Source organism: Trichlorobacter sp. (genome assembly GCF_030247655.1).
Taxonomy (GTDB): Bacteria; Desulfobacterota; Desulfuromonadia; order Geobacterales; family Pseudopelobacteraceae; genus Trichlorobacter.
In genome coordinates this window covers 1-16,617 of the sequence record NZ_JAOTRZ010000053.1, presented here as the reverse complement: position 1 = coordinate 16,617, position 16,617 = coordinate 1, and the positions used below count along the sequence as shown (strand labels likewise).

Below are 16,617 nucleotides of genomic sequence, written 5' to 3'. Positions count from 1 at the left end.
GTGGAAGACTTGCCCCACTTGCGCAGGATACTTGATTTTTACCGGGAAAAAGGATTCCGCACCGCCCTTGATGATATCGGCAGCGGCCATACCAATCTGGCCACTCTTGCGGCGCTGGGAGCTGATGTTATCAAGGTGGATATGGAAATTATCCGTGACGTCGACCACGATCCGGTCAAACAGTCCATCTTTGGGGCGCTGGTCGGCATAGCCCATGAAAACGGGATCAAGGTGCTGGCAGAAGGTGTTGAAACCTGTGAAGAACTGGCCTACGTCAAACAGCATGGAGCACAGCTGGCCCAAGGCTATCTTTTTGCCAAACCGGCAGCAGAACCGGTGCGGAGGGTGGAGTGCTGTGCTGGATAAATACACGCGAGGGGAGCTGACGAAATGTCTATGACTGATTACATAGAAGAACGCTATGACGATACCTTTGACTCCGTGTATACTGAACTATCTGATCGAGCACAACGTGACCCACATGAAGCAGTCAGATATATCCGTCAGACGCTAAAATGCCTGTATGTGAGGCAGGGCAATGACTGGACCGGGCGGGGGGCCATCGGTAATGCCGGGCTCGATGCCTCGGTGGCAGCACACGAGGCCGTGTTGGCTGAATTAACCAGTAGCTAAAAGGGGGAACGACCATGAAAGAGAAACTGGAGCAACTGTTTTACTTCGGGCTGGGCAGCGCATTAATGGCCAAGGAAAAGCTGGAGCAGGCCGGTGAATCAGCCAAAGGGCTGCGTGAGGAAAACGAGCAGAAAGCCCGCGAGTTTTTTGACCAGGCCGTAGCCAAAGGCAGCGAAGAACGCGGTAGGCTGAAGGATGAGGTGAAGGCGCTGCTTAAAGAGGCGATGGATGAACTGGGGCTGGCCACCAAGGCTGATCTGGATGCCCTGCGGGAGGAGCTGGCAAAACAGCGTCAGGGGCAGCAGTAGCCGGTGACACCACTTCCCTTACTCATCCGTCTGTATCATCCGGCCCGGATTTACTCCGTCTTCCGGGTGCTACTGACCGTTTTTCTGCTGATCCGCAAGCGGCCCAGTTGGCTGGGGATACATCCGCTTGAACCAGTGCCGCTGGTCTCTGCCATAGAGGGGCTGGGGGCCAGCTTCATCAAGCTGGCCCAAGTACTGGCCACCAGAGCTGATTTTTTTGACAGCAGCTACCTGGAGGCGTTGCGGCAACTGCATGACCAGCTGCCAGCAATGCCTCCGGCTGATTTGCAACAGGTCTTTGATCGAGCTTTTGGTGACGGTGCCAGCTTTAGCAGCTTTGAAGTACAGCCGCTGGCCTGCGCCTCCATCGGCCAGGTCCATCGTGCCGTGTTGCAGGATGGCCGTCAGGTAGCGGTCAAGCTGCGTCGCAACCGGATTGAACGGGTGGTGCGGGAGGATATTCGTCTGCTGGGCTGGTTTCTGGACTTACTGCATCCGCTGTTTGCTGAATACACCCGTAACTCCATTGAAGCTGTTCTGGCCGCCTTCCGTAAAACCATCCTACAGGAAGTTGACATGCAGGTGGAGCTGTCCAACCTGGAACGGTTCCGTCAGGCCTACCCAAACTCCGGAATCCGCATGCCGGTTCCCTATCCGCAGTTCTGCTCCCATGATGCACTGGTGATGAGCTTTGAAGAGGGGTATCGTTTTGATGACCGTGCAGGTCTATCCTGTTTGCAGGTCTCTTTTGCTGGCCTGATGGAAAAACTGGTGCTGTTCTACACCGAGCAGATGCTGGTCAAAGGTTTCTTCCATGCCGATCCCCACCCCGGTAACCTGCTGGTAACCGAGCAGGGGGAGTTGGTACTGCTTGACTTCGGGATGGTCAGTCGTATTCCCAATGCCACCCGCCTGGCCATGATCAACACGGTCAAGGCTGCCTATGAGCGGGATTTTGAGCTGTTGGCGCAGGCCACCCGCAAACTGGGGATTATTACCGACAGTGCGCCCCAGGATGAACTGACCGGGCTGGCTGAAGAGATCTTCCGCATCTTTGACAACGATCAGCTCAGCGCCTCCAGCATGCAGGAACTGGCCTTTGGCATCATGGATACCCTCAAGGAATATCCTTTCAAGCTGCCCCAGGAGATCATCTATGTCATGCGTGCCAGCTCGATTATTGAGGGGCTGGGTACCAGCTACATTGAGAACTACAACGGCATCAAAGATGTACTGCCGGTACTCAGGGCCAACCTGACCCGTGCCCTGGGGGAGCGGGACAGTCTTCTGGGGGTCGTGACCCATGAGCTGGCCCAATTGCCTCTGACCCTGGTCAAGGCCCGCCACCTGGTGGATACCCTGCAACAGGGGGATCTGACCGTCCATCTGGCTGAGGAGGATCGCCGTGCGCTGCTGCGTCCGGCACAGCAGTGGATACAACAGATGACCTGGATAGGGGTGCTGGTGGCGCTGGCTTTTTACCTGCGGGGGATGCCCCATCCAGCGGCGTTATGGCTGTCACTGGCCTGTTTTGGCGGTGCATTGGGGAAGCTGATCTGGTGGAAAAAGCTGTAATCCTTAACAGGGCTGTTCACGAAACAGAGAGCAACGGAGCAACAAAGGCAACAACCAAAAACGTTTGTTTGCCGCAAAAGAACACAAGGAACAAAAGAAAAACGAGCTGTTAAAGGTTTCCTTGAAACTGCCTGTATCTGTCCTGACAGGTAGTAATTCTTTGTGCTCTATGTGTTCTTTTGCGGCCAATTATTCTCCCTTACGGTCCCACCACTACTCGATCCACAATCAATTTACCTGCCTTGATAGTCAGCGTCCCGTTAATGGTACTGTAACCGGTCTGGCTGCTGAAGTTGGCATCACTGTAGCCACCCTTCAAGATCAGGATGTGACTGTTCTCCATTATCACGTTCTCAGAGAAGCTTGTCTCTTTGGCACGGATAACAGCGTCCAGCGCCGATGCGACCAGGGCTGCATTGATACTGTAGTACACAGTATCGCTTCCATCAATCTTCACCGTGGCAGGGGCTGGCGTAAAGCTGGCGGTTACGGCCTTGTTTGCATCCATGAGCAGTGTTGTGTATGGATTAACACTGCTGGTAATGGCGCCGCTCCAGCCGTTGAAGATGGAGTTTGAACCGGTGGCGGTCAGGGTAACGGTATCGCCCAGGTTAAAGGTTGCCGGCGCACAACTGCCGCTATTGCAGGTGTAGTTGGTGCCAAGCTGGTTCTGGCTGGTTACGCTACCGGTACCAGAGATGGTGACGGTGAGGGTGGCGGGCACCGGCGTCCATTGGGCATAGAGCGTCACATCGGCTGAGCCCATCGTGAATGTCACACTGCCTGACGCGGCATAGCTCGTGCCGCTGCCGTCACTCACTGTGTTCCACCCCTCAAAGATATAGCCTGTTTTCATAAGGGTGCCGCTATTACTCAATACTGTGACCGCAGCCCCTTGCACGTACGTGTTGCTGTCAAGCGGAACTGAGCCGACTGTGCCTCCATTACCATCGTAGGTGACGGTATAGACCGGGGTAAGTTTCATCACCACGGTATTCCTGATGATTGGGTCTTCCTCGAACGCCACATAGGGTGTGCCGTCCGGGGCAAAAGAGATAGAAATGTTATTGATTTCGGCTGCAGATACCTCGGCACTCGCAACATCTGTCCACGCTACGCCGTTGTATTTCTTTACTGTTGCCTTCTTGTTGTCGTAATTCCTATACGCCACATACGGAGTGCCGTTCGGGGCAAAGGAGAGTGAGGTGAAATCGGCTTCACCAGCAGAGAATCCGGCGCTTCCTACGCCCACCCACGCTGCGCCTTCGTATTTCTTTACCGTAGTCCCGCCGTTGTTACCCCAATCCTGGTACGCCACATACGGAGTGCCGTCCGGGGCAAAGGAGAGCGAGGTGTAAAGGTTCATGTCTTCAGAGACACCGTCGCTTCCCACGTTCACCCACGCTTCGCCGTCGTATTTTTTTACCGTGGGGCCGAAGCCGATACTCCAATCTATGTACGCCACATACGGTGTGCCGTCCGGGGCAACGGAGAACGAGATGAATTCGGCTGGGCCTGTAGAGAACCCGGGGCTCCCCACAACCACCCATGCTGTGCCGTTGTATTTTTTTACTGTAGCTTTCCAGGCGTTACTGGAATCTTCGTACGCCACATAGGGTGTGCCGTCCGGGGCAAAGGAGAGTGAGGTAAAATTGGCTTCACCAACAGAGAACCCGGCGCTTCCTACGTCCACCCACGATGTGCCGTTGTATTTTTTTACTGTGGCCTTGTCGTCGTTACCTGAATCCTGGTACGCCACATAGGGTGTGCCGTCCGGGGCAAAGGAGAGTGAGAGGTGATTGGCTGCGCCTGCAGAAAATCCGGCGTTTCCCACGTCCACCCATACTGCGTCGTCGTATTTCTTGACCGCGACCATATGGGTGGTGCTCAAATTGCTATACGCCACATACGGTGTGCCGTCCGGGGCAAAGGAGAGCGAGGGGCCAGAGCTTGTGTATTCTGAGACTCCGTTGCTCCCCACGCTGGTCCAGGCACTGGTGGATAGATTGATTGCGGCAGCTGTGGTGAAACCGGCTGTGGCAGGGGTTTCTTGAAGGTTCGTACCATCGTCGGCAGTGAAGCAGACGGTGTAATCCGAACTTTGAAGCAGGTTACGCACGGTGTACCTACCGGCTGAGTTGGCGGTAAGCGGCAGTGAGCCGTGGCGATAGGCAATGGTGCCGCTGCTGTTCTGCCCGTTCTTCACCTGTGTTCCCGTACCGCAGGCGGCGTCGCTGCCGGGAAGCAGGGTGAAATAGCCGGTACCGGATTGGCTCGCTTGTAGCGTCAGCGTCACTTGATTGGCGCCCAGATTGCCCGTCGTTGGCGTTGTCAGGACAGGAACCGCAGCCATCGTCACCAGCGGAACGAACAACATGGCAAATATTGCCAACGCGAAGGTGCTGATAGTCTTTAATGCATTCATAAAGAGTCCTCCTATGCAAACGGTTAATTCAATAGTGCAAGCAGTTGTGACCGGTTAGTTTTTTGCACCGGGTTGATTTTAAGTCCCCTCCTGTTTTAGGGGGAAGGGGTGCTAACCGCCGTTTCTAAGTGTGCTTTTAGGGTCCACCATTCAGTTTGGGCGGGATCATACATTGTTTTTGTTAAAAAAATGTCGTGGAAAACCACTACAAGAGGGAGAGGCTAACAGGAGTGTAGTGGGTAGGGAGCGAAATTACTCGCCCTTCATAAACCGGATCGCCATTAGCCGCAGCTCCTTGGTCCGTGACAACTTTAATTTATCCAGAATCCGTGCGTAGTAGGTCTCCACGGTGCTGGTGGAGATGGCGAAGTGCCTTGCCAGATCAGAGGTGGAGTAGCCTTCCCCCATCTTGCAGAACAGTTTCTGCTCCCGTTCCGACAGCAGTGTCATGGCGTGTCGATGTGTATCCGGCTCAATGCCCTGCTGGAGCGCCTCGGCGGCAACGGGACTCAGGTAACAGGTTTCCGCCAGGACAGAGCTGATCGCCTCCAACAGGGTTGTCGCCATTTCGCGCTTGGTGACATAGCTGTTTGCCCCGGCAGCCAGGGCCGCCTCAACCCGTTCCCGATCATCGTGCATTGAGTAGACAAGGGTCTTGACGCCGCTTTCCCGTAGTGCGGTAATCAGGTCAATACCGCTTTCTTCACCCAGCGAGAGGTCTACCAACACCACATCAACAGCCACGGCGGCAAGCCGTGACAGGGCATCAGCGCCCCGGTCCGCCTCACCGCAGACCAGCAGCCCTTTACTGCTTAACAGCAATGACAACCCCTCCCGCACTGCCGGGTGATCATCCACCAGAAAAACCCGTACCCCTTGAAGCGGCTTCGTATCAAACATCGTGTACTCCTCTATCCGAAACAACGGTGCAGGGTGCGGTGCAGAGGACAGCCGTTCCACCATCCGCCGTATCCGTTATCTCAAAGCGTGCGTTGATCTGAGCTGCGCGGTACTCCATCATGCCGATTCCCAGACCGCCGCCGGTTCCCTTTGGTGTGGTGATGCCGCAGCCGTTGTCGTGTACTTCAAGCCTGATTCCTGCATCTGGCGTGCAGTGTAACGCAACAGTAATCCTGGTGGCTCCAGAGTGCTTGATTGCGTTTACCAGCGCTTCACGGGCGATCTGCTGGACATGCAGCATGCTGACAGCGGAACATGTCGGGCAGTTCTGGGTAAGTTCCAGTTGAATCGGAACGCTGCTCTGGCTGGAAACCTGCCGGACCAGCTGCTCCAGATCAATCACCCCTTCACTGCCATTCCGGTCAGAGGTCCAAAGCCTGCGTGAAAGGGCGTAGGCATGATCAACGGAATCCTGCAACAGGGTGCCAAGCGGTTGGGCTTCTGGCTGTAGCCCGGCTTCGACAAGCCGGTCTTCAAGGGCGGCAAAGCGGAGTCGGGCACCAGTTAACTGCTGACAGAGTCCGTCGTGCAGCTCATGGCTGATCCGACGGCGTTCCTCCCGGCTGACCCGCTCGATCTCCTGCTCCAGCCGTTCGCGTTTTTCCATCTGCTCCTGTAATGCCCCATGGGCGGCGGTCCGTTCCGCTACCTGCAACTGCAGATCGGTCACCAGGTTGCCGATCCGGTTGCTCAACAGCTTGAAACGCTCTCCCTGGGCAAAGGCGATCAGGATGCCGTCCAGCAGCGGGGTAATCAGCAAGGCGGTCTCGTAATGCAGCGAATACGGGATCAGGTTGAAATTCATCAGCAGGAGCAGCAGCACCGCTATTTCGTGCAGTACCCGTGATGCCAGCAGGTACTTGGCTGGTGGATAGCCGTTACGGACCGCCTCGGCTGAGGCGGCAAGCAGGAACAGCACGATCAGCATGGCGTCAAGCATCAACAGGGACTTGAAAGGGGCTGCAGGAATAACGAAGATCAATGGCGGCAGGATAAGATTTGTCCAGACCCAGCCGCGAAGCAGGCGGTCCATAAACGGCGCGTTCTGTGGAGTTATCAGGAATTCCCGGATAAAAAAGGTGGCGCCCAGCAGGGGCAGAAAGCAGACCAGTGTAGCCAGATAATCGTGGATGCGGGGATACTCAGGTACAACAATACGGTAGAGGTAACCGGCAAGGGCCAGATGGTAAACGGCGGTTCCCAGGATGTAGAAGGCATAATAGACAAAGCTCTTTTCCCGGATAAACAGATAGAGTGACAGGCTGATGACGGCAATGGTCAGTGCAAAGCCGGTAAATCCGGCGTAGATGGAGTTCTGGATGTTTTCGTTGTCGTGTAACGCCTCACTGCTACAGACCGACAGGGGAAACTGGGCACGTCCGTTGATCTGTGCCCGCAGGTACCAGGTTGTTTTTCCGGCATCGGAAGACAATCTGAACAGGATGTTTCGCTTGGCGATTGTACGGCTGTCCAGGGGACGCATGTCGCCGGACTGCTGCACCAGGAACGTGCCATCGGGACGGACAAGGTACAGGTCAGCGTAATCCATAAGCGGCTGATCCAGCAACAGTAACCAGTTTTCAGCACCGCGTGTACCAAAATCAATGCTGAAACGGAACCAGTAGGCGGCACTGCTTATGCCGAAGTTGGGAGTATCGGCAGGTACCGGCTTGAAGCGGTTGGCATAGGCGGGGGAGCTGACATCGGCAATGGTCAGGCGGTGAGCAGGGTCGGCCAGCATCTCCAGCGTTGTTTTACCCAGCGGATAGCTGTCGGCATTGCCGATGAAAAGGGGAGATACAGCCAAGGCCGGGGTGGCATGGCACAGCAAAGAGAGGATACAGCCCGTGATGCAGGCGGCAACAGCTCGATAGATGCCGAATTTACGGAGTATTTGGAGATACGCAGCTACACCGGAGATCATCGGTCATTGCCTCTGGTTCAAGTTCTAGTAACGAATGTCATCATACCGGGCACTTCCCCGGATGCAACTGCGTTTTTATTTTTAACATGGCGGCTCCCAAAACACGGGGCAGCGGAGCAACAGAGGCAGCAACCCAAAACCTTTGTTTGCCGCCAAAGAACACAAAGAAACAAAAGAAAAACGAAGCTGTTAAAGGTCGCTCTGAAACTACCGGCATCTGTCCTGGCAGGCAGTCATTCTTTGTGATCTATGTGTTCTTTGGCGGCCCATTGTTCTGCCCTACGGCCCCACCACTACCCGATCCACAACCAGGGTACCGCTGCTGATGGTCAGCGTCCCGTTAATGGTGCTGTAGCCGGTCTGGCTGCTGAAAGTGCTGTCACTGTAGCCACCCTTCAGGGCCAGGGTGTGGCTGTTCTGCAGGATAACGTTCTCTGCAAAACCAATAGCCGTAGCCCTGATGGTTGCATCCTGTGTTGGTGCTGCCAGGGCGCTGTTGATGCTGTAGTACGGGGTGCTGTCACCATCAATTTTTACCGTGGCCGGATCAGGTATGAATGTGGCAGTTACCGCCTTGTTTGCGTTCATGGTGACGCTACCGGGATTGCTGATGCTGACGTAATCCCCGTTCCAACTGCTGAAGCTGGAGTTTGAACCGGTGGCAGTCAGGGTAACGGTATCGCCACTGCCAAACGGAACAGCCGCACAGGTTGCGGTATTACAGGCATAGCTAAGTCCGCTACCGTTTGAACTGTTTACTGTACCGCTACCGCTGATACCAAGGGTAAGCCAGTAACCGTTAATGTTCAGGACACCACTGATAAAAGAAATGTCATAGCCCAACTGGTCTGAATACAGGCCGTCCGGTATAATGGTATAACTGCCTATGGCCGTTGCTCCCTGAGAGCTACCGGCATAGCTCAGAGAACCCAACACCCTGGCTGCATTATACCCGGCCGGTGCAAACAGCACCCCATTGCCGCCGCTGTAGGGGGTGCTGTCATAGTTTTTGGCTGCATTGTTGGCTGTTACGCTCATGGGGGTCAGAAAGGAGCGCAGCAGCGGATAGGTCTTATCTTCATAGATGCGCCAGATTGTAGAAGAACCGCCTGTACTGCTGATGCTCCAGCTCGCGCTGCTGAAGTGGCTGGCGGCCTTCATCTGGGCGGTGGTGAGACCGGTGACGTTGTCGAGGGTGTAGGTGCCGCCTACGGCACTACTCTGGCCGGTGGTTTCCGTGTTCCAGAAGCTGTTGCTGATTGTACCGCCGCCCCAACCGGTGTCTCCCGACAGCCCGCCGACGTTAGTCGTGTCGGTTGAGCTTACCGCACCAATGGCGTAGCTGTTGATGATGTTGACGCCGCTCTGGTTAAACCCCAGCAGACCTCCGGTAGGGCTATAGAGGGATAGTGTGCCGCCGGAGGAGTAGTAGTAATAGCTGCTGCCGGTGACACTGCCGGTGGCGTAGCTGTTGACGATCCGTCCGAAACCATCGTAGCCCGTATCACCTTCACTGTAGTAGTAATAACCGAATTCCCATCCCACCAGACCGCCAGCATATCGGCCGCTGACATTGCCGGTGGCATAGCTGTTGGTGATGACCAGGCCGTCCGCCTGGCCGACCAGGCCGCCGGCAATCCCGGATTGCGATATGTTGACTACCCTGTACGTTGCCGTTACATCACCGGTGGCGTAGCTGTAGCTGATGGTGTGCTGATGGTTGAGGGCATCCGCGTCATAATCGGTTCCCCCGACCAGGCCACCCACCATGGTGCCGCCGGTGACATTGCCGGTGGCGTAGCTGTTGGTGATGTTGGTGTTATCTCCGTTGAGTTGCCCGACCAGCCCGCCCACAAGCGAGGAGCCGTAGACGTCGCCCACAGAGGGGAGGTTCACGATGTAGGAGCCAATGACTGTGCCGGTGGCATGGCTGTCGCTGATGCTGATGTCGGTCCCGCTCAGTATGCCGACCAGCCCGCCAACGTAGGAGCTGTAGCCGGTTACATCCCCGGTGACGTAGCTGTTGCTCACATTGGCACTGGTATAGCCGATCAGGCCGCCCACGTAATTGGCATTGCTGGCAGTGACCTTGCCAGTGGCGTAGAGGCCACTGACATTGGCGGTGGTATAGCCGATCAGGCCCCCCACGTAGGTACTGCCGGTGGAGGTGACATCGCCGATGTGGTAGCTGTTGGTCACGGCGCCAGTGATGTAACCGACCAGCCCGCCAGTATGGCTGCCGCCGGTCACGGCCCCTTCGGCGTAGCTATTGCTGATGCTGCCGGTGAGGTAGCCTGCCAGCCCGCCGGTATAGACGCCGCCGCTGATGGGGAGAGGGTAGCGGCTGTCGCTGATGCTCAGGCCATCGCCCTTACCCACCAGACCGCCGGTATAGCCGCCGCCGCTGCTGATGGTGGCGGTGCTGTAGCTGTTGCTGATGGCGCCGGTGCCGGTGCCGAAACCGGACAACCCCCCGATCAACCCGCCGACGCTCCCCAACCGACTTGTAATGGCGCCGGTGCTGTAGCTGTTGCTGATGCTTACTGTGGCGCTGCTTACGCTGCTGTAGCCGATCAGCCCGCCGATATTATCGCTGCCAAGGAGGGTGCCGCTGAAATGGCTGTTGCTGATGCTGATACTGTAGGTACTGTAGCCCACCAGCCCGCCGGTGAAATGGGCATTGTCGTTGGTATGGGTCTTGAAAAGTTGAATGTTGCCTTCGACAAAGCAGTTGCTGATGGCGCCATTCTTCATACCGCCGGCCAGCCCGCCAAGATTGCTTGTCCCCACATCGGTGCCCAGGGTTGTGAAACTGTTCATGGTGATGGTGGTGTGGCTGTCGGTGATGTTACCCTCCTGATAGCCTGCCAGGCCGCCGAAGTAGTTGACGCTCATATTGGTGTAGCTGTCGGCGCTCAGGGAGACTTCGGCGTAGCTGTTGCTGATGGCGCCGGTGCTGTAGCCTGCCAGCCCTCCGTAGTAGTGGTAGACATAGCCGACGCTGGCCGCTACGGCGCCGGTGAAGTGGCTGTTGTCAATGCTGCCGCCGTTGTTGTAGCCCAGCAGGCCGCCGACATACCAGCTGCCGTTGACGCCGCTGCCGGTGACGGTTCCGCTGGCATAGACGTTGGAGAGCGGGGCGTAGCTGTAACCGGCCAGGCCGCCGGTGTAATAGTTGCCTCCGGTGACGTTGAGGTTGGTCAGCCCCAGGTTGCTGAAGCTGGGACCGCTGCCAACATAGCCGAACAGGCCGACAAAGTTCTGGCTGCTGCGGTTGATGGTCAGGCCGTCGATGACGTGGTTCTGGCCGTAAAAATTGCCGGTGAAGGCCACGGTGTTGGCGGGGTCGGGGGCACTGGAACCGTTGAGACTGCTGGTGCCGATCGGCTTGAAGCCCTTACCGCTGTCCCAGGTGGCGGTGCCGGATGCACTGATATCATTGGCCAGTTGGTAGCTCTTGGTCAGCATGTCGGCGGAGGAGCCGATCCCCTGCAGGCCGTAGATATCGGTAATCTGGTAGGGATTGTTGCTGCTGCCATCACCGCCTGATGCCCGGATAAAGCTGCCGCCGGAAATGCGGAAGTCGGTGGCGCTGAAGTCGGGCAGGCTGCCTATCTGGCTCCAGCTGCCGCTGGAAAGGGTAAAAATATTGATGTTGACCTGATCTAACGCACTGATGATGGTATTGGCAGCAAGGGTAAGAGCACCGCTGGTACCGTTGATGGCGGCAGTAATGCTGATGTCGGTTCCGGCGTTGAGGGTCAGTGGATTGCTGCTGCTCCAGCTGATGGGGGTTGCCACGGTTATGCTGCTGGCTGAACCGATGATTACCCCGTTGTTTGCCAGACGGTCTGTGATCTCGCTTACTGCCACGGTGGAAACACCGCTGGCGCCCGGCGTCCAGACATCCGGTGTGGCGCCGGACCAGCTGCCGTTGCTGGATGCCACCGTGCCGATGGTGACGGTGGCGGAATCAGCCCATGCCGCTTGTAGCGGTGCCAGCAGGCAGATGAACAGTACCAACAGGAAAATGGATTTGATTTGAAGTTTGTTTTTCATTGTATATTCCCTTTGCCCAAAAACGGCAGTTACGCTTGCTTACACAGTGCTTTTACGTCTCCGTGCGCAACTGCCTTTTCCGTTTTTCCTCTGCGCCCCTTGCGTTCTTTGGCGGCCCATTACTCAGTTTGGGCGGCATCATACATTATTTTTTTCAAAAAAAATGTCGTGGAAAACCACTACAAAGCCTTGTGGCTGGAAGTGTCTGCAGCTTGCTTGTAAAGTGGGTGTTTAGTAATAAAAACAGATAATTATATTGATGTAAGGTGAGGCTGTGCAGGTGGGGGGCTAGGCTGGTGGAAGAAACTGTAACAAAAAACGGCGGGGATCACTCCCCGCCGCTGCTGTTTTTGTGCTTAATCCGGTTCTGCTGGCTATTCTGATTCTTCCAGGTGCAGTTCCTTGATCGCCATCTCCCGCAGTTTAAACTTCTGAATTTTGCCGCTGGCGGTCATCGGGTAGCCCTCTACAAATTTGACATACTTCGGTACCTTGTAGTTGGCGATCTTGCCCCGGCAGAAATCCCGCACCTCGTCCTCGGTCATCTCCATCCTTTTTTTCAGGATCACCGCCGCCATAACCTGCTCACCGTACTTCTTGTCCGGCACTCCGTAAATCTGGACATCGGAGATCTTTGGGTGGGTGTAGAGGAACTCTTCAATCTCTTTGGGATAGATGTTTTCGCCGCCCCGGATGATCATCTGCTTGATTCGGCCGGTGATTTTGCAGTAGCCGTTCTCATCCATAATGGCCAGATCACCGGTATGCAGCCAGTTGTCGGCATCTATTACCTTGGCGGTCTCTTCCGGCATCTTGTAGTAGCCTTTCATGACCATGTAGCCACGGGCGCAAAGCTCACCCTGTTTGCCCGGCGGCAGGGTGGTGCCGGTTTCAATGTCAACGATCTTGACTTCAGCGCCGGGAAGGGCCCGTCCAACGGTGGAGACCCGCAGTTCAATCGCATCTTCAGTACGGGTCTGAGTAATACCGGGAGATGATTCAGTTTGGCCGTAGACGCTGGTGATTTCGGTCAGGTGCATGTCCCGTACCGCCCGTTTCATGACCTCAATCGGGCAGACCGATCCGGCCATGATCCCGGTACGCATGCTGGAAAGATCAAATTTTGAGAACTCCGGGTGCTCAAGTTCGGCAATGAACATGGTCGGTACGCCATGCACCGCCGTACATTTTTCAGCCTCAATCGTCTGCAGCACCTTGAGCGGATCAAAGATCTCAACCGGTATCATGGCAGAGCCGTGGGTGACGCAGACCATGGTGCCCAGTACGCAGCCAAAGCAGTGGAAAAACGGTACCGGGATGCAGAGCCGGTCCTGATCGGTGAACTTCATGCATTCGCCGATCTGGAAGCCGTTGTTGGTCAGGTTGTGGTGGGTCAGCATTACCCCTTTGGGGAAACCGGTGGTGCCGGAGGTGTACTGCATGTTGATGGTGTCGTGGCAGTCCAGGGTGGCCTCAACCGCTGCTAACTCTTCGTCAGAAACATCTTTGCCCAGCTCTATGATCCGTTCAAAGTTCAGCATGCCGGCTGGGGTCTCGTCACCAATGAAGATGACATTTTTCAGGAACGGCAGTTTCTCGTGCTTCAGCTGGCCCGGTTCAGAATCATGGATGGAGGGCACCACATCGGCCAGGGTCTTGACGTAGTCGGTGTCCTTGAACGACTTGACCATGAACAGGGTGGTGGAGTCGGACTGATTTAAAACATATTCAAGTTCCGATGATTTGTAGGCAGTGTTAACGGTAACCAGCACCGCGCCGATCTTGGGGGTGGCAAACTGCAGGATTGCCCATTCCGGCACGTTATAGGCCCAGATCGAGACATGGTCCCCCTTCTTGATACCCAGTTTCAGCAGGCCTTTGGCCACCTGGCGGCAGATCTCGTTAAACTGTTTGTAGGAATAACGCAGCCCACGTTCAGGATAGACCAGGGCATCATTGTCAGGGAAACGTGCTGCAATCTCATCCAGCATGGCGCCGATCGGCTTGGTAATGGCTTGGGACATGGTGCTACCTCTTTATTTTTTGTTTAGTCGAACTTTGTTTTGATTGCGGCAATTATATTTTTTGTAACCCATTGAATTTCTAGGGTTTGCTCAATAGCATAGCAGGAGCGGAACGTCAAGGCCAAGCTGGTAGATAAATGAATGCATAACCTTGCAGTTCTGAAATTGTATGGTACTTAAATCTTTATCTGTGTGTATCAAATCTCTTGCTGAATTGAGGTTCTCGTATGTTACACCTGCCTTTTCGGTCCAGTACTTCCCATGTCAGGCTCATCTCTGTCGCTCTTTCATCTCTGCTGGTTTTTTGTATCGGCTGCAGTAAAAAAGAGCAGCACAAGGCCCCGTTGCCGGTGACCGAGGTGGTTGCCGTAACGATTCAGCCCAAAACAGTGCCGGCGATATTCCCCTTTGTGGCCCAGATTCAAAGTTCTCACCAGGTTGATGTGATGGCCAGGGTGAACGGTTTTCTTGAAAAGATCAGCTATCAGGAAGGGGAGCCGGTTAAACAGGGGCAGGTGCTGTTTGTGCTTGATAAAAAGCCGTTTGTGGCAGCGGTGAATGCGGCCAGGGCAGCGGTTGATATCCGTAAATCCCAGCTGTTTACCGCAAAGGCCAGTCTTGACCGGATCAAGCCGTTGGCTGATCAGAATGCCGCCAGCAAGAGCGATCTGGACAATGCCATCGGCAACTATAAGACCGCTGAGGCCGGTCTGCAGCAGGATCAGGCGAACCTTGACAAGGCGCTGCTGGATTTAAGCTATACCAGCATCACCTCACCGGTCAGTGGTGTGGCTGGTCAGGCATTGATGCGGGAAGGAAGCTACATCGCTGCAGGCAGCAGTTCTGCCAAGCTGACCTACGTTGCCAAGCTGGATCCGGCCTGGGTGGATTTCAGTGTCTCCCAGAACGAGCAGGCCAAGATGCGCCAGTCAGTTGAAAAAGGGGAAATTGCTCGACCAAAGGATAATCGCTTTACCGTTGATATCGAGCTATCCGATGGTAGACGCTATCCCCAGGCAGGTGTGGTCAACTTTGCTGATCCTTCCTTTAATAAAGATACCGGTACCTATCTGGTGCGGGCCGAGATCCCGAATTCCAAAGGGGTCTTGCGGCCCGGCATGTTTGTCAAGGCCTACCTGAAAGGTGCAACCCGTCCCAATGCCCTGGTGGTCCCCCAACGGGCTGTGCAGCAGACCAGTAACGGTCATGTGGTCTTTGTGGCCAATGACAAGGGGCTGGCGGAGGCCAGGCCGGTGCTGGTGGGTGAATGGCTTGAGCAGGACTGGATCATTACCCAGGGGCTTAAGGCTGGTGACAGGGTGATTGTGGATGGTTTTATGAAGCTGGCCCCCGGCGCACCGGTTAAGCTGGTTACGTCTGAAGAGTTGAAGAAGCAAGCCCAACCGGCAGCAGCCAACTAGGGGGAGATCATGGGAAGTTTTTTTATTGATCGCCCTGTCTTTGCGGCGGTAATTGCCATCATTATCACCCTGGGGGGGCTGGTTGCCCTCAAGGTGACACCGATTGCCCAGTATCCCAATATTGCCCCTCCTACGGTGCAGGTCTCAGCCTTTTATCCCGGTGCCACTGCCGAGGTAATCGCCAATACGGTTGCTGCGCCGATTGAACAGCAGGTAAACGGCGTGGATGGCATGAGCTATATGTCTTCCACCAGTGCTTCCTCCGGCAACATGAGTCTGACGGTTACCTTTGAGCCGGGCACCGACCCTGACATGGCCCAGGTTAACGTGCAGAACCGGGTCAGCCAGGCATCTGCGCTATTGCCGGATGTAGTCAGCCAGCAGGGGGTGTCAGTCCAGAAACGCTCCCAATCCTTTATGATGGTGATCAGTGTCTATTCCCCCGATGACCGCTACGATCCGGTCTATCTGGGCAATTATGCCAACCTGTATATCCTGGATGCCATCAAGCGGATTCCCGGCGCCAACCTTTCTTCCATGTTTCCTCTGCCGGATGTAGCGATGCGGATCTGGCTCAAGCCTGATCGTCTGGCCCAACTGGGACTGACTGCCCAGGATATTGCCACCGCCATCCAGCAGCAGAACAAGGCCTTTGGTGTCGGCTCCATCGGGCAGTCTCCGTCACCCAAGGGAACCCAGCAGACCTTTGTGGTTACCACCAAGGGAATGTTGTCTGACCCGGCTGAGTTTGAGAATATCATTATCCGCGCCGCCTCTTCAGAAACTGCGCTGGTACGGCTGAAGGATGTTGCCCGTGCAGAACTGGGGGGCAAGGATTATTCGGTCACCACCAAGGTCAATGGCAAGAAATCAGTAGCGATTGTGGTCTACCAGCAGCCCGGCGCCAATGCCATTGAGACCTCCAAACAGATCAACAACCTGCTGGCAGGACTAAAAAGGAGCTTTCCCCAGGGGATGGATTACAAGGTGGTGCTGGATACCAGCGAGTTTACCGCTGCCTCCATTGAGAAGGTGGTACATACCTTTTTTGAAGCGGTGGTGCTGGTGGTACTGGTGGTGTTTCTGTTTCTGCAGAGTTTCCGGGCCACTTTTATCCCGATCCTGGCGGTGCCGATTGCCATTATCGGTACCTACATGGGGGTTCTGGCCCTGGGGTTCTCCACCAACATGCTGACCCTGTTCGGCATGATCCTGGCCATCGGTCTGGTGGTGGATGATGCGATCATTGTGGTGGAAAACGTTGAACATAATATGGCCACCCATGGCA

General features: G+C 55.5%; 11 protein-coding genes. 6 read left to right on the top strand and 5 right to left on the bottom strand.

Going from position 1 to position 16,617, the window contains the following annotated elements:
* The 4 genes from OEL57_RS06855 to OEL57_RS06840 all read left to right on the top strand — a co-directional run.
* Nucleotides 1-366, top strand: a 366-nt coding sequence (locus OEL57_RS06855) for an EAL domain-containing protein (RefSeq protein ID WP_300738879.1), incomplete at its 5' end; no start/stop codon positions are given.
* 30 nt (nt 367-396) lie between these two features.
* Complete coding sequence (locus tag OEL57_RS06850) at nt 397-633, top strand: hypothetical protein (RefSeq protein ID WP_300738878.1); 237 nt, start codon at nt 397-399, stop codon at nt 631-633.
* Between the two features lie 14 nt (nt 634-647).
* Nucleotides 648-941, top strand: a complete 294-nt coding sequence (locus tag OEL57_RS06845; RefSeq protein ID WP_300738876.1) for a hypothetical protein — start codon at nt 648-650, stop codon at nt 939-941.
* A 3-nt stretch (nt 942-944) separates the two neighbouring features.
* Entirely contained in the window at nt 945-2,516 is a 1,572-nt protein-coding gene (locus OEL57_RS06840) for an ABC1 kinase family protein (RefSeq protein WP_300738873.1), read from the top strand.
* Nucleotides 2,517-2,715: 199 nt separating this feature from the next.
* Here the strand turns inward: OEL57_RS06840 and OEL57_RS06835 are convergent, their stop codons facing one another.
* The 5 genes from OEL57_RS06835 to OEL57_RS06815 form a co-directional block, all read right to left on the bottom strand.
* Nucleotides 2,716-4,941, bottom strand: coding sequence for an InlB B-repeat-containing protein (locus tag OEL57_RS06835; RefSeq protein ID WP_300738871.1), 2,226 nt, complete (start codon nt 4,939-4,941; stop codon nt 2,716-2,718).
* A 252-nt stretch (nt 4,942-5,193) separates the two neighbouring features.
* A complete protein-coding gene (locus OEL57_RS06830) occupies nt 5,194-5,841 on the bottom strand; it encodes a response regulator transcription factor (RefSeq protein ID WP_300738869.1) in 648 nt (215 codons plus the stop codon).
* Nucleotides 5,834-7,825 (bottom strand): sensor histidine kinase, encoded by a 1,992-nt coding sequence (locus OEL57_RS06825; RefSeq protein ID WP_300738867.1) that lies wholly within the window; start codon nt 7,823-7,825, stop codon nt 5,834-5,836. The genes OEL57_RS06830 and OEL57_RS06825 overlap by 8 nt, the downstream gene beginning before the upstream one ends.
* A 279-nt stretch (nt 7,826-8,104) precedes the next feature.
* Nucleotides 8,105-11,884 (bottom strand): beta strand repeat-containing protein, encoded by a 3,780-nt coding sequence (locus OEL57_RS06820; protein ID WP_300738865.1) that lies wholly within the window; start codon nt 11,882-11,884, stop codon nt 8,105-8,107.
* A gap of 374 nt (nt 11,885-12,258) precedes the next feature.
* Nucleotides 12,259-13,908 (bottom strand): AMP-binding protein, encoded by a 1,650-nt coding sequence (locus OEL57_RS06815; RefSeq protein WP_300738862.1) that lies wholly within the window; start codon nt 13,906-13,908, stop codon nt 12,259-12,261.
* A gap of 227 nt (nt 13,909-14,135) precedes the next feature.
* Here OEL57_RS06815 and OEL57_RS06810 point away from each other — a divergent pair, with 227 nt between their 5' ends.
* Complete coding sequence (locus OEL57_RS06810; RefSeq protein ID WP_300738859.1) at nt 14,136-15,329, top strand: efflux RND transporter periplasmic adaptor subunit; 1,194 nt, start codon at nt 14,136-14,138, stop codon at nt 15,327-15,329.
* Between the two features lie 9 nt (nt 15,330-15,338).
* A partial coding sequence (locus tag OEL57_RS06805; protein WP_300738856.1) for an efflux RND transporter permease subunit occupies nt 15,339-16,617 on the top strand: 1,279 nt, incomplete at its 3' end.